The organism is Acidiphilium sp. 34-64-41 (assembly GCF_002282635.1).
Taxonomy (GTDB): Bacteria; Pseudomonadota; Alphaproteobacteria; order Acetobacterales; family Acetobacteraceae; genus Acidiphilium; species Acidiphilium rubrum.
In genome coordinates this window covers 1-19,022 of sequence record NZ_NCJX01000038.1, presented here as the reverse complement: position 1 = coordinate 19,022, position 19,022 = coordinate 1, and the positions used below count along the sequence as shown (strand labels likewise).

General features: G+C 64.2%; 19 protein-coding genes. 12 read left to right on the top strand and 7 right to left on the bottom strand.

Annotated features, from left to right (window positions below):
* Positions 1–129 precede the first annotated feature (129 nt).
* Positions 130–366 (top strand): hypothetical protein, encoded by a 237-nt coding sequence (locus B7X49_RS09725; RefSeq protein ID WP_286702613.1) that lies wholly within the window; start codon positions 130–132, stop codon positions 364–366.
* 66 nt (positions 367–432) lie between these two features.
* Positions 433–2,013 (top strand): hypothetical protein, encoded by a 1,581-nt coding sequence (locus tag B7X49_RS09720; RefSeq protein WP_286702614.1) that lies wholly within the window; start codon positions 433–435, stop codon positions 2,011–2,013.
* A gap of 6 nt (positions 2,014–2,019) precedes the next feature.
* Here the strand turns inward: B7X49_RS09720 and B7X49_RS09715 are convergent, their stop codons facing one another.
* The 3 genes from B7X49_RS09715 to B7X49_RS09710 are packed head-to-tail and all read right to left on the bottom strand — an operon-like array spanning position 2,020 to position 3,478.
* The gene (locus B7X49_RS09715; RefSeq protein ID WP_076454476.1) at positions 2,020–2,703 is read right to left on the bottom strand and encodes a TVP38/TMEM64 family protein; all 684 of its coding nucleotides are present in this window, start codon (positions 2,701–2,703) and stop codon (positions 2,020–2,022) included.
* A gap of 11 nt (positions 2,704–2,714) precedes the next feature.
* The gene (locus B7X49_RS18775; RefSeq protein ID WP_353744420.1) at positions 2,715–2,936 is read right to left on the bottom strand and encodes a hypothetical protein; all 222 of its coding nucleotides are present in this window, start codon (positions 2,934–2,936) and stop codon (positions 2,715–2,717) included.
* On the bottom strand, positions 2,933–3,478 hold the full coding sequence (locus tag B7X49_RS09710) for a glycosyltransferase (RefSeq protein WP_353744418.1): 546 nt from the start codon (positions 3,476–3,478) through the stop codon (positions 2,933–2,935). Before B7X49_RS09710 ends, B7X49_RS18775 begins: the two co-directional genes overlap by 4 nt.
* 265 nt (positions 3,479–3,743) lie before the next feature.
* Between B7X49_RS09710 and B7X49_RS09705 the strand changes: the two genes are divergently transcribed.
* Positions 3,744–4,070, top strand: a complete 327-nt coding sequence (locus B7X49_RS09705) for a hypothetical protein (RefSeq protein WP_286702616.1) — start codon at positions 3,744–3,746, stop codon at positions 4,068–4,070.
* A 2-nt stretch (positions 4,071–4,072) separates the two neighbouring features.
* Here B7X49_RS09705 and araD read toward each other — a convergent pair whose 3' ends face one another.
* A complete protein-coding gene (gene araD / locus B7X49_RS09700; protein ID WP_286702617.1) occupies positions 4,073–5,797 on the bottom strand; it encodes an L-arabinonate dehydratase in 1,725 nt (574 codons plus the stop codon).
* Between the two features lie 315 nt (positions 5,798–6,112).
* Between araD and B7X49_RS09695 the strand changes: the two genes are divergently transcribed.
* Entirely contained in the window at positions 6,113–6,424 is a 312-nt protein-coding gene (locus B7X49_RS09695) for a hypothetical protein (RefSeq protein WP_286702618.1), read from the top strand.
* On the opposite strand, the gene B7X49_RS09690 is transcribed toward B7X49_RS09695, so the two are convergent.
* From B7X49_RS09690 to B7X49_RS09680, 3 genes are read right to left on the bottom strand one after another with little or no spacing between them, the layout of a single operon-like run.
* Positions 6,425–7,639 carry an aminopeptidase gene (locus tag B7X49_RS09690; protein ID WP_286702619.1) on the bottom strand — a complete coding sequence of 405 codons (1,215 nt, stop codon included), beginning with the start codon at positions 7,637–7,639 and terminating at the stop codon, positions 6,425–6,427. It abuts the gene before it with no gap.
* The gene (locus tag B7X49_RS09685; RefSeq protein WP_286702620.1) at positions 7,636–8,436 is read right to left on the bottom strand and encodes an MBL fold metallo-hydrolase; all 801 of its coding nucleotides are present in this window, start codon (positions 8,434–8,436) and stop codon (positions 7,636–7,638) included. The genes B7X49_RS09690 and B7X49_RS09685 overlap by 4 nt, the downstream gene beginning before the upstream one ends.
* Positions 8,433–9,206 (bottom strand): TatD family hydrolase, encoded by a 774-nt coding sequence (locus B7X49_RS09680; protein WP_286702621.1) that lies wholly within the window; start codon positions 9,204–9,206, stop codon positions 8,433–8,435. The genes B7X49_RS09685 and B7X49_RS09680 overlap by 4 nt, the downstream gene beginning before the upstream one ends.
* 92 nt (positions 9,207–9,298) lie before the next feature.
* Between B7X49_RS09680 and gpmI the strand changes: the two genes are divergently transcribed.
* The 8 genes from gpmI to B7X49_RS09640 all read left to right on the top strand — a co-directional run bounded on the left by gpmI (position 9,299) and on the right by B7X49_RS09640 (position 18,955).
* Positions 9,299–10,831: a 2,3-bisphosphoglycerate-independent phosphoglycerate mutase gene (gpmI, locus tag B7X49_RS09675; RefSeq protein ID WP_286702622.1), complete on the top strand. Its 1,533-nt coding sequence runs from the start codon at positions 9,299–9,301 to the stop codon at positions 10,829–10,831.
* 106 nt (positions 10,832–10,937) lie between these two features.
* Positions 10,938–12,212: a murein hydrolase activator EnvC gene (locus B7X49_RS09670; protein WP_286702623.1), complete on the top strand. Its 1,275-nt coding sequence runs from the start codon at positions 10,938–10,940 to the stop codon at positions 12,210–12,212.
* A 96-nt stretch (positions 12,213–12,308) separates the two neighbouring features.
* Positions 12,309–13,682 (top strand): S41 family peptidase, encoded by a 1,374-nt coding sequence (locus B7X49_RS09665; protein WP_286702624.1) that lies wholly within the window; start codon positions 12,309–12,311, stop codon positions 13,680–13,682.
* Between the two features lie 14 nt (positions 13,683–13,696).
* Complete coding sequence (locus tag B7X49_RS09660) at positions 13,697–14,632, top strand: divergent polysaccharide deacetylase family protein (protein WP_029311049.1); 936 nt, start codon at positions 13,697–13,699, stop codon at positions 14,630–14,632.
* Positions 14,629–15,123, top strand: coding sequence for an RNA pyrophosphohydrolase (locus B7X49_RS09655; RefSeq protein ID WP_286702625.1), 495 nt, complete (start codon positions 14,629–14,631; stop codon positions 15,121–15,123). The genes B7X49_RS09660 and B7X49_RS09655 overlap by 4 nt, the downstream gene beginning before the upstream one ends.
* 2 nt (positions 15,124–15,125) lie before the next feature.
* The gene (locus B7X49_RS09650) at positions 15,126–15,791 is read left to right on the top strand and encodes a dienelactone hydrolase family protein (RefSeq protein WP_286702626.1); all 666 of its coding nucleotides are present in this window, start codon (positions 15,126–15,128) and stop codon (positions 15,789–15,791) included.
* Between the two features lie 57 nt (positions 15,792–15,848).
* On the top strand, positions 15,849–17,408 hold the full coding sequence (gene guaA / locus B7X49_RS09645) for a glutamine-hydrolyzing GMP synthase (protein WP_286702627.1): 1,560 nt from the start codon (positions 15,849–15,851) through the stop codon (positions 17,406–17,408).
* Between the two features lie 317 nt (positions 17,409–17,725).
* Positions 17,726–18,955 carry a tyrosine-type recombinase/integrase gene (locus B7X49_RS09640; protein ID WP_286702628.1) on the top strand — a complete coding sequence of 410 codons (1,230 nt, stop codon included), beginning with the start codon at positions 17,726–17,728 and terminating at the stop codon, positions 18,953–18,955.
* The last annotated feature ends 67 nt before the right edge of the window (positions 18,956–19,022 follow it).

Genomic DNA, 19,022 nt, shown 5'->3' with positions numbered 1-19,022 from the left:
CCAGCTCCCGCACCCTGGCCCTGATCGGGCGCTGATCGCTGCGTCTCGTTTGCCCGGCAAGCAACCCTGACCGGGCATCGCGCCGCACCGTCTCCGCCTTACGGCCCGCATTCCGCCATGATTCCCCTGTTGAACGATCGCATCGGTATCGCGGAACCCCATGCCATGCACCATCGCTCCCTCTTCAACTTCGCCGCTGCCGCCATCGGGCTGACCCCGGTCGGCCATCGCGCCGCCATGCCGCCACAGCGACCGCCCGGCGGCCCGGGCATCGCGCCACAAGCGGCAATCGACGATGATTGGCTGATCGGCCATTGGATTGCCATGCCCGAAGCCCAATTTGGCGACAGCGACGCCTTATCCTGACAAATCCGGCACGCGCCCGGTCACTCTGCTATCGTCCCGTTACAAGCCCATGGTGCAACCACTGCAATGACCAGGTCGCCGTCCGCCACCACCCCCACCGCCATCGCGCACCGTGAAACCGCGGTCGGTGCCAGGCTTGCGGGCCTCGGCATCTTGATCGCCGGCCTGATCGCGCGCCTGTATCACCTGGGTGCCAAACCGTTCTGGCTCGATGAGATTTTCACCGTCCAGCGCTCCTCGCTCGCGCTGCCAGGCGTCATCGCCAATTCCCTGCGCCATCATCACATCCCCAGCTTTTTCCTGCTCGAACACGCAATGATCGCCCTCGGCGCCGGTGCCGGCCCGGCCGCACTGCGGACAATCCCGGCCCTTGCCGGCGCCCTCAACGCCGTCCTCGTCTTCGCCATCGCCTGGAAAATCGGCGGCCGCGCCGCCGCCGTGTTTGCCGGCCTGCTGATGGCCTTCGCACCCCTGCAGGTCGGCTTCAGCCAGGAAGCCCGCTCCTATACATTGATGATGACCTTCATCCTGATCGGGCTCGATGGCCTGATCGGCCTCGCTCTGGCACCCGATGCCGGCGGGCTGCGCCTGCGCGACCGCCGCGCGCCACGCGCCGCCTGGGCCGCCTACGGATTGGGTACGCTCGCCGCCCTCTGGACCCTGGGCGATGCGATCCCCTGGCTGATCACCGCCAATGTCGCAATGGCCGCGGCCATCCTGCCGCGCGTCACCGCGCGCCGGCGGTTCCTCGCCAATTGGGGCCTCATCCAGTTTGCCATCATCATCGCGGCCGCCCCTGGCTACATCGCGATGCTCCAAGCCGTCCATGACCACGTCATGCGCAGCTTCAACTGGATTCCGCCGCTGTCAGCACGCGCCGGCTGGGCGGATATCGCCAGTCTCTACGGCCTGCGTGATGCCACCATGGTGACGATGCGCCTTCTGCCCACGGCCTATGCCGCCCTCTCAGCACTGATTTTCGCCTTCGCGACCCTCGGCGTCTGGCACCTGCGCCGCCAAGCGGCGCCGCTGGTCGTGCTCATCATCGCCTTCCTCGGCTTGCCGCTCACCCTGGCGCTGATCTCGCTGATCCACCCGGTCCTGCTGCCGCGCTACTTGCTCTGGAGTGCCGCACCGTTCTTTATTCTGGCCGGCTTCGGCATCGAAGCGCTGGCCGATCGCGCGCAAAAACCCGCGCTGGTGCTTGCCACCCTGTTGCTGCTGCTCAACCTCGCCCCCTATTACCACGCCGAAACCAAACCCCGCTGGGACAAGGCTGCCGTTCTGCTGGAAAGCCGGATGACCGCAGGGGATATGCTCCTGGTCAGCGACGGCGCGGCCCCGGCCATGCTCGCCTTCGAACGCAAGTCGAGCGATCCCAACGCGACACCCTGGCAAACCACGACCCATGTCAAACGCGCGGCCAAAAGTCTCGCGGCCGGCCATCGCGTGTTCGCGGTTTACGGACCAGCAGGGCAGGGCAGGGAACCCGACCAGACGACCTTCTTCGCCAAGGTTGCGGCCCTCGGTGGCACAGCCGCCCCGATCGGCGCCGGCAAGGAAATCACCATCGAACAGATCGATCCGGGCTCGCTCGGCGTCGTCGCCTGTTCGGATAGCGAGGCGGCAACGGCCCTTTGCCAGTAGCGCGGATCAGCCGGTCGACCGCATCGTCACGGCGAGCTCGTCCCGGTTCCGTCGCCCGCGCAGCAACAACACCACGCCGATCAACGTGGAGACCACGAACAGCGCAACGCCGATCTCGATCTGCGTTGCCCGCGCAATCCGGCTGCCCGAGCCGAGCAACGCGAAAATCACCGTCTGCGGAATAAACCCGGCCGCCGAGCCCAATAAAAACCCGCGCGCCGGCACCGCCGATACGCCGGCCAGCAGGTTGAGCAACAGATTATTGCCCACCGGCATCAACCGCAGCGTGAGCGCGCTGATGAACGGGCTGGTCGTCAACAACCGGTCGAGCCGCAGCGCCCGGCCGCGCAGACGCGCCTGCACGAAATCCCGGGCAATCCACCGCGCCCAGAACAGATCGGCGGCACACCCGATTACCTGTGCCACCAGCGCCATACTGGCGCCGATCGTCACACCCCAGGCGTAGCCAGCGGCAAACGCCACGATCTGCCGAGGCATGCCAACCGCGCAGGCCAACGCGCCCAGCCCGACGAACAGGCCGATATCGCGGGCATCAGCGTGGCTATGTGCATGAGATTTCAAAATATCGCCGAACGGCAGCAGCCGCAGCGCCAACGCTCCACCGGTCAGCCCGATCACCAGCAACGCCGGCTTGGCGAACGGTTTCAGACCAATCCAGCGAAAGCCCATGTCGGTGCCGCCTAATGGCTATGTTCGAGCGGCCGCGCCACGATGCCGCGATCCACTCTGGCCGGCCCATTGGTCTGCGCCGTTGCGCCAGTCACGATGTCCGGACGGTTCCACCGGCGCTGCAGCCAGGCAACCCCAGCCAGATCGACGACGCCAACCTTCAGCCGGCCCCACGTGCCATAATGCGAGGCCCCGGCGTGGCGCGGCCTATGGCCAACCGGGTGCGATATCACCACCCCGCCGGCACGGATGACCAAGGCGGGCAGAAACCGGTGCATATGATCAAACTGGGGTAGGGACATGAATGTCTCTCGCCCAGCAGCCGCGCGCGCACGTTGTTGGCAATCCGCGAACTCAGCAGCTTGATCGCATCATCCTGCCGGCGCTGACGATGCCCGGCGATCAGCACCGGCGCTCCGGCCCGATCACTGCGGCGTGCCGCCGCGAACATCGCGGGAATGTCGGCCGGATCGTTCTGGCCATCGCCATCGAGCGTCGCGATCCACGTCGCATCGGCCGCGCGTACCCCGGTAATGATCGCCGCACTCTGGCCGCAACTGGCCCGATGCCGGATAACCCGCAAATCCGTGTTCTCGCGCGCCTGCGCCGCCAGGATCGCGGCGGTCGCATCGGTGCTGCCATCATCGACATAAACAATCTCGTAATCGAGCCCGGCCATCGCGGCGCGGATTTCGCGCAGCAACGGCTCGATATTGGCAGCCTCGTTATGCACCGGCACGACGATCGCAATGCTATGATCGGCAGCGTGTTCCATGTTTACGGTTCCTGACCAACTCGATTTGATCTGACCACTCTGTTGGGCAATTCAGGCGGATCTGTGGCCGATCTGTGCACGCCGCATGCCGAGGCCAAATCGTGATCCGGCATACCCAAAGCACAAATCACGGCAATACGAGTTTCCATAATATTTCTTCTGCGATCTTTGTGCGCGCCCCAACCAGCGCAGTCTGGCCTTGCCTGATTGTAACTTTGTTTTGCCCCCGCCTGCACCAAGTGCTGTACATCATCAGGAGATCATCATGAAAACCAAGGCCGCCCATCGATCCATCGGACCCGCTATCGCCCTCGGCACCACGTTATTGCTTGCCGGCATGACATCCATGATTTCCGCTCATGCCCAGAGCACCACCACCGCGATGTCGCACTCCACCAAAAAGGATGCCGGCGCCGCCGCGCGCCATCAGACCGCCATGAGCGGCCATAAGCGCACGCTCAAGCGCACATCGCACTCGCGCACCCACGCAACGTCGTCGCACATGAAGCGCCGCTCGCACGTCTCCAAAACCATGGGCCATAAAACCGCCCATCAGAATCAGGCGGTCGGCGCGACATCCAAAGCGCCCTGAACCTAATGGATCTCTGGCTCCGGCACCGCGCCGGGACGCTGTAGAAAATCGAAGTCGCAGCCCTTATCGGCCTGGCCGATATGGGCTGCCGCCATCGCGCCATATCCCCGCGGATACCGTGGCGCCGGCGCCACCCACCATGCCCGCCGCGCGGCCAACTCATCCGCGCTCAGCCGCACATCGATCGTGCGCGCCGCAACATCCACCGCAATGATATCCCCGGTGCGGATCAGCGCGAGCGGCCCGCCGACGAACGCTTCCGGTGCCACGTGCAGAATGCACGCGCCATAACTGGTCCCGCTCATTCTCGCATCGGAAATCCGCAGCATGTCGCGCACGCCTTGCCGCAGCAGCTTCACCGGAATCGGCAACATCCCCCACTCCGGCATCCCCGGCCCGCCTAGCGGCCCGGCATTGCGCAGTACCAGCACATGATCGGGCGTAACATCGAGCGCCGGGTCGGCCACGGCGCGCGCCATAGCATCATAATCATCAAACACCAAGGCTGGTCCTTCATGTTTGAGCAACCTCGGTTCCGCCGCCGATGCTTTCATCACGCACCCGTCCGGCGCCAGATTGCCGCGCAGCACCGCCAGCCCATCGGCCTGTGAAACCGGGTTCCCAACCGGGCGAATAACGTCCTCGTTCCAGATTGTTGCGTTCTCAATATTCTCACCCAGCGTCGCCCCGTTTACCGTCGCCGCCGATAAATCAAGCCGATCCGCCAGCCTGGTCAAAAATGCAGTCAGCCCACCCGCATAGAAAAAATCCTCCATCAGATACTCGCCCGACGGCCTGATATTCGCGAGCACTGGCACGCCTGCCGAAAGCTGATCGAACTGGCCAAGCTCCAGCGCAATCCCCGCTCGCCGCGCCATCGCGATCAAGTGAATGATCGCATTGGTCGAACCCGCCAGCGCCGCACTCGCAATAATCGCATTCTCGAAACTGGCCAGGGTCAGAATATCGGTCATCCTGCGACCCTCCCACACCAGATCAACCGCGCGCCGCCCGGTCGCCGTCGCCATGCGCGCATGGCCCGAATCCGGCGCGGGGATCGAGGTCGCCCCCGGCAGCGTCAGCCCCAGCACCTCGGCGAGCGAGGTCATCGTCATCGCGGTGCCCATCGTCATGCACACCCCGTCCGACCGCGCGATGCCGGATTCCATCTCCGCCCATTGCGCCTCGGAAATATTGCCCGCGCGCTTCTCGTCCCAGAATTTCCAGATATCCGAGCCCGAGCCCAGAATCTTGCCGCCCCAATTGCCCCGCAGCATCGGCCCGGCCGGCATGAAAATCGCGGGCAACCCCGCGCTGATCGCCCCCATGATGGTCGCCGGCGTCGTCTTGTCGCACCCGCCCATCAGCACCGCCCCATCGACCGGCAATGAGCGCAGATTCTCTTCCACTTCCATCGCCAGCAGATTGCGATAGAGCATCGTGGTCGGCTTCACGAAATTCTCCGGCAGCGCCATCACCGGTACCTCGACCGGAAATCCCCCCGCCTCCAGCACGCCGCGCTTAATCGCCTCCACCCGTGCGGGAAAATGCCCATGGCAATGCGCCAGCCCGTTCCAGGTGTTGATGATCGCAATCACCGGCCGGCCCGCCACATCCTCAAGGTCGAAGCCAAGCTGGCGAATGCGCGAGCGATGGCCGAAACTGCGCAGATCACTGGCACCGAACCAGCGGTAACTACGCAAGGCGGTGGGGTCGCGCTGTTGCATTGAGCGTCTCCTGATCGTTGAAATCCGGATAACAACTCACGCCCGGGAAGTCCAACATGGGCAAACCTGCGTCACGCCTACCACAACTAAAAGTAGCATGCTTCCTGATTTTGTTCGCGTTAAACGATATAAGTAAATTCCGAGTCTACCGGTGAAAAAGCCAAGTTTGTGATAATAGTTAGCCGTTGCAACGTTATAACAATATCACCTCGCCCCACCCCATAACAAAACTGACCGAGGTCGTACAAATACGAAGGCAATCATGATCTTAGCCTACGGCGATCATCACAAACTCCCACACACAGACTGCGCATCATGACGTGGCAAGACCCGCCTGCCGGCGCGGTTTTCAACACCGAAACGCCCAAGACCAAGCGGTCCCTGTTGGCGCTCGTTCCCATCCATACCCCGAGCCGGCAACGCCACTACATCCTGATCGACGACATTCCACACCCGTGGCGCCTCGCCTTCACAACGGCGCTCGGCGAACGCCAGCGCCCGATCCTGGCCGATCGCCGGCCCGCCGCCTACGCCTGGGACTGGCGGGATTGGGTGATGGACCGAAGCTGGGACCTGCCGGAACATGCCACCCACCACTGTCCCGGGAACGATACCGCGTCACGCTGATCATCCCAGCGTAAACGCCCCCGCCCGCATCACCGGTTCCACCGCACCTGAAGCCGTGATGCCATCGACATCCACCTGCCCTGACCCGATCATCCAATCGACATGGATCAAGCTCTCGTTCGCCCCGCGCGCGGCATCGCAGCCGCCCTCCATGTTCAACGACAGCGCCTGGCCGAGCGCGATATGGCAGGCAGCGTTTTCATCGAACAGCGTGTTGCGGAAAATCAGTCCCGATTGCGCGACCGGCGAGACCTCCGGCACCAGCGCCACCTCGCCCAACCGCGCCGCCCCCTCATCGGTGCCGATCAGAGCGCGGAACACGTCCTGCCCCTTCGACGCTTGTGCCTCAACGATACGCCCGGCCTCGAACCGCACCCATATCCCTTCGATCAGTGCACCACCATTGACCAGAGGTTTTGTCGCAGAAACAACGCCTTCCACCTTCATCTTGTGAGGCATTGTAAACACTTCCTCGGTCGGCATGTTCGGCAGACACACCGTGCCATTGCGCGACTCAACCGAACCACCAGCCCAGCGATGATCCTCGGCGAGCCCGACCCGCAAATCCGTCCCCGGTCCGCGAAACCGCAGTGCGGCAAAGCGCTTGTCGTTCAGCACGTCGCAGCGGCGCCCCAGCGTCGCCGCATGGTCACGCCACGCGCGCACCGGATCGGGTTGATCGACCCGGCTGACTGCGAAAATCGCATCCCATAATTTCGCCACCGCCGCATCGCGCGGCTCATCGGGAAACACCGAAGCCGCCCAACCCGGCGTCGCGAACGACAGGATCGACCAATTCGTCGAAAAACTGCTGATCAGATTGCGGACCGGCTTCATCGCGGCCGCCGTCGCCCGTTGCGCCCGCCCGATCCGCGCCTGGTCGCATCCCGCCAGCAGCATCGGGTCCGACCCCACAATGGTCAGCACCGCCGCGCCATCACCCAGCGATTTCGCCATCGCCTCATACAACCACGCCGGCGCGAAATCGAAACTCTCCTCATCCGCATGCACGAAACGCGCCCGTTGCACCACATCATCCACGAACAACGGCACCACCAGCGTGGCACCCGCATCATACGCATGCGCCACAATCCGCTGCACCAGCGCCCGTGCATCGATCGGCGCGTTGACGATCAACTCCTGCCCCTTCTGCACATTGACACCGATCTTCACGGCAATCTCGGCCAACCGGTCCAGTTTTTCGTCCTGCGTCACGTTACTTCTCCCTCGATTACCATGCCGTCATACCCAGGCTCGATTCCTGCTGGCAGCCCTGCCAGCAGCGTCGCGTAATCCATGTCCGGCCCCATATGCGTCAAGATCGTCCGCCGTGGCCGTAAGGCGTCCACCCACGTCAGCACCTGATCCAGATTGGCATGGGTCGGATGTTTCGGTCCGCGCGTGAAACAATCGACCACCCAGGTGTCGATCCCTGCTAACCGCGCGAACTCCTCGTCGTCGAACCGCATCACATCGGTGCAATAGGCAAAATTGCCAATCCTCAGCCCGAGCGAGGGAATAAACCCATGATCCTGCTCGATGATACCGACCGGCAGGCCACAAATCCGGTTCGTCTCGCCCGGCGCGATTCTGTGCGTATCGATCACCGGCCGAAAAAAACCCGGCGGTTGCCAGGGCTTGAATGCATAGTTGAACCGCCGGACCAACTCATCCCAGGTCCGCTCGTCGCTGTAACCAGGGATCGGCGCGCCCAGAATCCGGTTCAGAATCCGCACCTCGTCCAATCCGGCGATATGATCAGCATGCGCATGGGTAAACAGCACCGCATCGATCCGGCCAATCCGGTTCGCGGTTAGCTGCAACCGCACTTCTGGCGCCGTATCCACCAGCAACCGTCCCGCCGCGCTCTCGATCACAATGCTCGCCCGCGTCCGCGCATTGCGCGCCTCGGCCGGATCGCAACTCCCCCAATCGCCTGCGCCATCGGCGCCACCAATCTGCGGCAAACCTGCCGACCCGCCGGTCCCGAGCAGCGTGACGCGAAACCTCATGCCGCCTTGGTGAACAGGCGGCGAAAATTCCGGCTGGTCAAATCCGCGAGCGCCGGCTCGCTCAGCCCCAGCACGCCGGCCAGCACGCGCGCGGTATGCACCGTATTGGCCGGCTCATTACGCTTGCCGCGCAACGGCACCGGCGCCAGATACGGCGAATCGGTCTCCACCAGCACCCGATCCGCCGGCACATCCCGCGCGATCGCCCGCAGATCGTCCGATTTCGGAAACGTCAAAATCCCCGAAAACGACACATACCCGCCGATCGCCAGAGCCCGCTCGGCCAATTCGCGGCCGGATGAAAAACAATGCAGCAAAAACGAAAACGGCTGCTCAGCATAAGCCGCCTCGAGCATCGATGCGATATCCTCATCGGCATCCCGCGCATGAATCGCAAGCGGCAGGTCAGTGAGTTGCGCGGCCCGGATATGCGCTGCAAAATTCGCCGCCTGCGCGTCGCGCGGTGCCTTGTCGTAAAAATAATCCAACCCGGATTCACCGATCCCGATCACCCTTGGATGCGCAGTCAAAGCCGCGATCGTCTCGGCAGCCGGCACACCACCCTCCCCGCCCGCATTGTGCGGATGCACGCCCACGCAGGCCCACACATTCGCGGCCCCAGCCGCCATCGCTATGGCCTGCTGCGACTGCGCGAGGCTGGTGCCGATCGTCACCATCTCGCCCACCCCCGCCGCAGCCGCGCGCGCCAGCACCGCCGGCCGCTCGGTTTCCGTGAAATAATCCAGATGGCAATGGGAATCGATCAGCATGACCGTTATATAGACCGCAGTTCGCCCAACCGGAACCTGCCGCCACGCGGCCCGCCGCCGGCATCCCATCGCCGCCCGTCCAGGAGACCACCATGAAACAACCGGTCATGCTGACCATTCTCGACGGCTTCGGCTGGCGTGAAGACCAGGCCGACAATGCCGTCGCGCTGGCGCAAACGCCCAATTTCGACCGCCTCTGGCAAGCCTCGCCCCACGCCTTCCTGCGCACCTGCGGTAACGATGTCGGCCTGCCGGACGGCCAGATGGGCAATTCCGAGGTCGGCCACACCAATATCGGCGCCGGGCGCGTCGTCATGCAGGAATTGCCGCGCATCGATGCCGCCATCACCGATGGCTCGCTGGCCACCAACCCCGACCTGCAACGCTTCATCGCCGCCCTGAAACAATCCGAAGGGGCCTGCCACCTGCTCGGCCTGATCTCGCCCGGCGGCGTCCACGCCCATCAACGCCACGTCGCCGCCCTCGCCACCATCATTGCCGATGCCGGCGTGCCGGTGTTCATTCACGCTATCACCGATGGCCGCGACACCGCCCCTGAAAGCGCCGCCGACTGCCTGCAAACCCTGATCGATGCCATTCCCTCCGGCGCCGAAATCGCCACCATCATCGGCCGCTACTACGCCATGGACCGCGATAACCGCTGGGAGCGGGTGGAACGCGCGTTCGACCTGCTGGTCGATGGCGCAGGCACCGCCGCGACCGATCCGGTCGAGGCGGTGCGCGCCAGTTACCGCGCCGCCATCACCGATGAATTCGTCAAACCCATCGTGATCACCGGATATGCTGGCATCAGCGATGGCGACGGCCTGCTCTGCGCCAATTTCCGCGCCGACCGCGTCCGCGAAATCCTCACCGCCCTGCTCGACCCCGGCTTCGATGGCTTCTCCCGCGCCCTGGTCCCGAAATTCGCCGCCGCCCTCGGCATGGTCCCCTACTCGGACCATATCGACAAACTCATGCACTGCCTGTTCGCGCCGAACCCGATGACCAACCTGCTCGGTGAAGTCGTCGCCCGCGCCGGCAAACGCCAACTCCGCGCCGCCGAGACCGAAAAATACCCGCACGTCACCTACTTCCTCAACGGCGGCCGCGAAACGCCGTTCGAAGGCGAAGACCGCATCATGGTCCCCTCACCCAAGGTCGCCACCTACGACTTGCAACCCGAAATGTCCGCACCCGAACTGACCGAAAAAGTCGTCGCCGCCATCGAAGCCGGCGACCTCGATATGATCGTGCTGAACTTCGCCAACCCGGACATGGTCGGACACACCGGCATCCTCGCCGCCGCCATCAAAGCCGTCGAAACCGTCGATACCTGTCTCGGCCGCATCGCCGCCGCCATTGCCGCCCAGCACGGCAGCCTCATCGTGACCGCCGATCACGGCAATTGCGAACTGATGCGCGACCCCGCAACCGGCGGCCCCCACACCGCCCACACGCTCAACCGCGTGCCCGTCCTGCTCGCCGGCGCGGCACCAGGCACCACACTGCACGACGGCCGCCTCGCCGACCTCGCCCCCACTATCCTCGCCCTGCTCGGCATCGCCCAACCGGCCGAAATGACCGGAACCTCGTTGATCGGGACGGCTGCGATTGGGGGGTGAGGCAGACAAGGAAGAAGGCCAGGGGCTCGGCCCCTGGACCCCGCTAAGGGCGGAGCCCTTAGAACCCGCTAGTTTTAGGCGCGAGGAGGGCGTCCAGGCGATTGCCGTGCCGAATCCCGTGCCCGCCCTCCCCGCGCCTAAAACGAATGGATTCCAAAGGCCCTGCCTTTGGTGGGGGGCCAGGGGGCAAAGCCCCCTGGCCTTCTTCTTCACCTGCCTCACCCCCTCAGTTGCAGCCATCCTGATCATCCTGTCCGGCATCGCGCAGGCCGGGTCGCTGGACCGGGCGCGAGCACGGCTGGATGCGGACAATCGGGCGGCGCAGCAGCATCAGGCGGCCGCGGCGGCGGCGTTGCGCGCGGCCGCGGCGGCGCGGGCGCAGCAGGCGGCGCTGGTGACGCGTGAGGTCGCGGCGGCCGCCGCCTTGCGGGTCGATGAGACCGCAACGGCAGGCCTCGTCGAGAAGCTCGATCATCTGACCCGCCAGGCAAATGCCGCCCGTGCCGAGCTACAGGCCGATTCGGCGGCAATCGCGCCCTTGCTGCCCTTGATGGCGCGGCTTGCCCTGCACCCGGCCGCGACCTTGCTGGCCGCGGATGCCGCACCCGGCCGCGCCGCGGAGGGGGCACTCGTGATGCAGGGGCTGACCCGCGAAATCGGCGCCCGCGCAACCGCCTTGCGCGCCGCACGGCGGCGCTACGCCGCACTGACCACCGCTCTCAGCACCCAGCAGGCCGTGCTGACGCAAGCCATCACGGCCCAGCAGGCAAGCGACGCCGCGCTGCAGACCGATATTGCGAAGGTCAGCTCCCAGGAAACCGCGTCGATCGCCCGGCACACGGCGGAACAGCGTGCGGCAAATACCGCGGCAGCAAATGCGCACGACCTGGTGGCTGTGATCGCCCGATTAGAGCACAATCGTCGTGCAGCGGCCAAGGCCCGCGCGCAGGCGGCCGCCGCGCGCTTGCCCGCACCGGCCGGCGCCGTCCCGCAACCACTGCGCGGCGCGCCGGTCGCCGGCAAACTGGTCCGCGCGTTCGGCGCACCAACGGCGGCGGGTCCGGCAACCGGCGACACGTTTGCGGCATCGCCGGGCGGCGTGGTCAGCGCCGCCTGTGCCGGCCAGGTGGTGTTCGCAAAACCGTTCGAGAGTTACGGCAAGTTGATCATTCTCGATTGCGGCGGCGGATACGATTTCGTGATGGCAGGGCTTGATCGGTTTTCCGTCAGCGTCGGCCAGTCAGTCCGGGCTGGCCAACCGGTCGGCAGCATGGCACGATATGACCCGCACGATCCAGGCAATCAGCCGCGTCTTTACGTGGAACTGCGCCAGCACGGCACCGCGATCGACCCCGCCGGTCATTTCGGCGGCGGCACGTAGGTTCCGGGGCGGCGCGAAATCCGGTACTGGACTTCCGGTCAGGGCGCATTATTGGTTGAGACAGTAGCGATTGGACGTGGCAAAAGGATGGCGCGGATGAAGTTTCGGACCAGCTTGTTGATCGCCGGCACCTTTATTGCCGGTGTCGGAATCGGCGTCATCGCCCCGGTGGTGCGCGGTGCGCTGGCCGATGCGCCGGCGGGCAGCGACACCTATCAGCAACTCGGCCTGTTCGAAAACATCTTCCAGCGGGTCAAGGCCGACTACGTGATGCCCGAACCCTCGAAAAAACTCATCTATGATTCCATGAACGGCATGCTGGCCGGGCTTGATCCGCACAGCGGCTACATGAACAAGCAACAGTACCAGGACATGCAGGCCGAAACCAGCGGCCAGTTCGGCGGCCTCGGCCTCGAAGTCTCGCAGGCGGCCGGCTTCATCAAGGTGATCAGCCCGATCGATGGCACGCCCGCCGCCAAGGCCGGCATCAAACCCGGCGATCTGATCGTCGGGATCGACGGCAAGCCGATGGTCGGCCTCACGCTCGACAAGGCGGTCACCGCGATGCGCGGCCCGCCGGGCAGCAAGATCACCCTGACCATCAAGCGCGCCGGTGTCGACAAGCCGATCGTCGATACCCTGACCCGCGCAACCATCCATGTCCAGGCGGTCAAGGACAAGCTCTACGGCAAGATCGGTTATATGCGGCTCGCGAGCTTTTCCGAAAACGCCAGCCGCGACATCCGCCGCGCCGTGCACAAACTCCGCCGTGAAAGCCACGGCCATGTCGATGCCTATGTGCTCGACATGCGCAACAACCCCGGCGGCCTGCTCAACCAGGGCATCGCTGTCGCGAACGATTTCCTACAAACCGGCGAAATCGTCTCCACCCACGGCCGTCACAGCTCCGATGACGAAGTCTGGTACGCCCACCCGGACGATACGCTGGTCAAACACACGCCGCTGGTCATCCTGGTCAATTCCGGTACCGCCTCCGCCGCCGAAATCGTCAGCGCCGCCCTGCAACAAAACCGCCGCGCGGTCGTCATGGGCACGCGCAGCTTCGGCAAGGGCTCGGTGCAGACAATTTTCACCATCCCCGACCATGGCGCGCTGCGCCTGACCACCGCGCTCTACTACACGCCTTCCGGCAAATCATTGCAGGATTACGGCGTGCAGCCGGATGTGGTCGTGCATGAAAGCGCCAACCCGAAGGATCAATTCCCGAAAATCCGCGAAGCCAACATGCCGAACGCATTCCACAACCCGTCCGGCATGAAGGCGCCGATCCTGCCGCCGAAGCTGGTGCTCCCCGCCATGGCCAAAACCATCGCACCGCGCCCGCCGGTCGGCTGGCCGAAGCTCGACCCTGAAAAACCCGCGACCGACTATCAGTTGCAGATGGCGCTGAAACTGGCCCGCGCCATGGCCCAGCAGGGCGGGTCCAGCCAGGCGGACGCGGCACACTGATCTCCCTTCCAGCCATGCCGCGCGTACCACCCTCACTGAAGCTGTTCTGGGGATGCGTCGCGGCCGTCGTGGTCATCGGCGTTGCCGTTTTGCAATATCTCGGCCCGATCAAATCAGTCCCGGCGCTTGCCGCGCGCGGCAACGGCATACCCGTGCCCAGCCCGATGCTCCAGGCAGCCTCCAGCGTCGATCCCGCGTGGAAAATCCCGCATCCGGGTCCCTACGGCGTCACCCCGATGCATTATTATGCGGCCCGCGCCACCGCGGCGGCCGATGAACCGCGCGTCGCGATCATGATCGCCGGCATCGGCTACGCCCTCACCCCAAGCCTCGCCGCGGTACATAACCTGCCCCCGCAAATCTCCCTCGCCTTGTCACCCTATGCGCCGCATGACGAAACCATCGCCGCCGCCGCCCGCGCAGCCGGCCATGAAACCATCATCGGCCTGCCGATGCAGGTCGATGGCGAACCCACGTTTACCGCCGGCGATGATGCACTCCGCGCCGGCTCGGCGGCACCGCATAATCTGAAACGGCTCGACTGGGCCTTGTCGCGCGCCGCAGGCTATGCCGGCGTCACCGATACAATCGGCCTTACGGTGCCAGAATTGTTCCTGAAACATCAGCACGCCGCCGCATGGCTCGGTGGCCAACTCGCCAAGGCCGGCGTCTTCATGATCATTGCCAGTCCCAACGTCACCCCACCCCCCGGCGTTGCCTCCAGTATCGCCGACATCGTGATCGACCCCGATACCGGCATCGCCGCCGAAACGGCCGACCTCAACCGGCTCGGCACCATCGCCCTCGCCCACGGCCACGCGCTCGGCGTCCTGGACCGGCCGACCGGCCCGGCAATCGCCGCCCTGGCAGCGTGGTGCAAGAGCCTCGGCGCCGCCCATATCGCTCTCGTCCCGGTCAGCGCGCTCGCTTTGCCCGCCGGATCGCGATGACCGACCCGGCCACCCTGCCCTATCGGCCCAACGTCGGCGCCGCCCTGTTCAACCGCGTCGGGCAAATCCTGATCGCGCGTCGCGCCGGGCATCAGGCGAGCTTCACCCACCCCTGGCAATTACCGCAAGGCGGCATCGATGCCGGGGAAGACCCGCGCACCGCCGTGCTGCGCGAACTCGGTGAGGAAATCGGCACCACCGAGGCCGCCATCATCGGCGAAATCCCCGACTGGATCACCTACGATTTCCCGCCCGATATCGCGGCCCGGCTGGGCAACCGCCATCGCGGCCAACGCCAGCGCTGGTTCGCCCTACGCTTTACCGGCACCGACGCCATGATCCGGCTCGATGCAGACCCAAACCCCGAATTCATCGACTGGCGCTGGGCCGATTTCGCGACCATCCCCGCTCTCGCCGTCCCGTTCAAACGTCACATCTATGAACGCATCGCGCGCGATTTCGCCGCGTTCGCAACCCCGCAAGGAGACTGATCTTGGGTGAAATGATCGAACTGACCGCGTCCGACGCCCATAAATTCCACGCCTACGCCGCCGGCGATGAAAAAGCCGAGCGTGCGCTGGTGGTCGTGCAGGAAATCTTCGGCGTCAACCAGCACATGCGCGAAATCGCCGATCACCTGGCAAGCTTTGGCTACCGCGTGCTCTCACCCGCCGTGTTCGACCGCGCCGAACGCAACGTCGAACTCGACTACACGCCCGACGGCATCAAAAAAGGCCTCGAACTGCGCGCGGCCATCGCCGAATCCAACGTCATGCTCGATATCGAGGCGACCGCCGCAAAACTCAGCCCCCGCCCGACCGGCATCATCGGCTATTGCTGGGGCGGTACCATCGCCTGGTGGGGTGCGACCCGCAGCAAGAGCTTCAAGGCCGCGATCGGCTGGTACGGCGGCGGCATCGTGCAAACCAAGGAAGCGCCCATCGCCTGCCCGGTGCAGCTGCATTTCGGCGCGCTCGACAAAGGCATCCCGCTCACCGATGTCGAAGCGATCAAGACCTCCCAGCCCGAAATCCCGGTCTTCATCTACGAGGGCGCCGATCACGGTTTCGGCTGCGACGCGCGGGCGAGTTTCAACGCCGAGGCCAACAAGCTGGCCGAAGACCGCAGCCTCGCCTTCTTCGCCGAACATCTGGTCTGACCACCAAGCGGACGTCCGCCTATTGAAACCCCGCGCCGGTCATGCTCATGACGCTCCATGAATGAGCTGACCGACGAACGGATTCTGATCCTCGACTTCGGCAGCCAGGTGACGCAACTGATCGCGCGCCGGCTGCGCGAGGCCGGGGTCTATTGCGAAATCTGGCCCTTCGATGCCGATCCCGTCCGTATCGCCGCCTTCAAGGCGCGCGGCTTCATCCTCTCCGGCGGCCCGGCCAGCGTCAGCGACGAAAACTCCCCTCGCGCGCCCGAACTCGTCTTTGAATCGGATGTCCCCGTGCTCGGCATCTGCTACGGCCAGATGACCATGTGCGCCCAACTCGGCGGCGATGTCAGCGGCGCCCATATCCGCGAATTCGGCCGCGCCTTCGTCGACATCACCGATGATTGCACCTTGTTCGACGGCGCCTGGACCCAGGGCGGCCGTGAGCAGGTATGGATGAGCCACGGCGACCATATCAGCGCCCCGCCGCCCGGCTTCCGCACGGTCGCCACCAGCGACGGCGCACCCTTCGCCGTCATCGCCGACGATACCCGCCGCTTCTACGGCCTGATGTTCCACCCGGAAGTCATCCACACGCCGCACGGCGCCCAGCTCCTCGCCAATTTCGTGCACAATGTCTGCGGCCTCTCGAATACCTGGACCATGGCGAACTTCCGTGATGTCGCGCGCGGCAAAATCCGCGCCCAGGTCGGCACCGGCCGCGTCATCTGCGGCCTGTCCGGCGGCGTCGACAGTTCGGTGGCCGCTGCCCTGATCCACGAAGCGATCGGCGATCAACTGGTCTGCATCTTCGTCGATCACGGGCTACTCCGCGCCGGCGAGGCCGACGATGTCATCCGCGTCTTCCGCGACCGTTTCAACATCACCCTGATCCACCGTGACGCGTCAGACCTGTTCTTCGCCGCCCTCGCAGGCGTTGCCGACCCCGAACAGAAGCGCAAGATCATCGGCGGCCTGTTCATCGACGTGTTCGAACAGGAAGCGGCCAAACTCGGCGGCGCCGATTTCCTCGCCCAGGGCACCCTCTACCCGGATGTGATCGAAAGCGTCTCGGTCACCGGCGGCCCGAGTGCCGTCATCAAATCCCACCACAATGTCGGCGGCCTGCCCGCGCGGATGCGGATGCAACTGGTCGAACCCCTACGCGAATTGTTCAAGGACGAGGTCCGCGCCCTCGGCCGCGAACTGGGCCTGCCGGAAACCCTGGTCGGCCGCCACCCCTTCCCCGGCCCCGGCCTCGCCATCCGCATCCCCGGCCCGGTCGATCGCGAAAAAGTCAAAATCCTCCAGCGGGCCGACGCCATCTACCTCGAGGAAATCCGCGCCGCCGGCCTGTACGATGCCATCTGGCAAGCCTTCGTCGCCCTCCTGCCGGTCCGCAGCGTCGGCGTCATGGGGGATGGCCGCACCTACGATTTCGCCTGCGCGCTCCGCGCCGTCACCAGCACCGATGGCATGACGGCTGACGTCTTCCCCTTCGACATGCAGTTCCTCACCCGCGTCGCCGGCCGCATCGTCGGCGAAGTCCGCGGCATCAACCGCGTCACCTACGACATCACCAGCAAACCCCCCGGTACCATCGAGTGGGAATGATTTTGACCCCTCCGGCAGTATCCATTTATACGCTACGGTACGCAATAAGCCGTTGAAAAATAACAATAGTCCTATCACCGTCTGTCGTTGTCTATCGAGGGGCAGCGCTCCGATTTGACGGTATAGCAGGCGGTATGGGGGAACTTGTTCGATTTGAAATTTCGCTATACCGTCAGGGCTAAGAGAGCTGCTGACGGTATTTTTCTTGGTATTAACAGGCTGATATAAAACAGAAATTATGCTTCCAGCATCGCCTGTTTTGGCCTGACGGTATAATTGGCGGCTCTCTCCGGATTTTAGACGGTTTTGGAGGCCCCATGCTTACTGACACTGCGATTAAGGCGCTGAGATCACAGAATAAATTGTACAAGGTTAGCGATCGCGACGGTATGTACGTTGTGGTGCAGCCGTCGGGGGCGATCGTGTTCCGGTACGACTACCGCCTCAATGGACGTCGGGAGACGCTGACGCTCGGCCGATACGGCCCAGATGGCCTCTCCCTTGCCAGGGCTCGCGAGAAGCTGATCGATGCGAAGCGGGCCATTTCAGAGGGACGGTCCCCTGCTCAAGAGAAGCAGCACGACAAGCGGCGATTGAAGGAGGCGAAGAGGTTCGGCGAGTTCGGCGAGAAATGGTTCCAGGATTCCCGCATGGCCGACAGCACGCGCGCTATGCGGCGCTCGATCTACGAGCGGGACATCCTGCCAACGTTTCGAAACAGGCTTTTGACGGAGATCGCGCCTGACGATCTCCGGATGATGTGCGGGAAGGTGAAGGAGCGCGGCGCTCCAGCCACGGCCGTCCATGTGCGGGATATCGTGAAGCTGATCTTTGCATTCGCGATCCTGCATGGCGAGAAGGTTGCCAACCCGGCGGATGAAGTTGGGCCCGCTTCCATCGCGACCTTCGTTCCGAAGGACCGTTCGCTCTCCCCCGCGGAGATTCGCGTTATGCTCGGTCAGCTCGAGCATGTGCCGACTCTGCCGACTATACGGCTGGGAATGAAACTCTTCCTTTTGACGATGGTGAGGAAAAGCGAACTGCAGGACGCGACGTGGGATGAAGTCGATTTCGAGAACGCCCTATGGTCGATACCCAAGGAGCGAATGAAGCGGTCGAAAGCACACAACGTCTACTTGTCGCTGCAGGCCGTTGATATCTTCATCGCGCTGAAAACCTGCGCGGGAAATTCGCGCTATGTCCTTCCGTCACGCTACGATGCTGACGCACCGATGTCGCGGGCGACGTTCAATCGAATCACGACTGCGGTTGTCGTCAGGGCGAAAAAGGAGGGGTTGCCGCTCGAACCCTTCACTGTTCACGATCTTCGGCGCACCGGTTCGACCCTGTTGAATGAGCTGGGTTTCAACAGCGACTGGATCGAGAAATGCCTGGCGCACGAGGACGGAAGGTCATCACGTGGCGTGTACAACAAGGCAGAGTATGAGCATCAACGTCGCCATATGATGCAGGAGTGGTCCAATCTAGTGGACGCGTGGGTTTTGGGTCAGAGGTATGTAAATTCGCTTGCAATAACGACCCCCTGAGGGGCGAAAATCGCGTCCAATTTCGACCCCTCTGACGTTTGATGTCAGCACCCTCCTTAACGCTCGC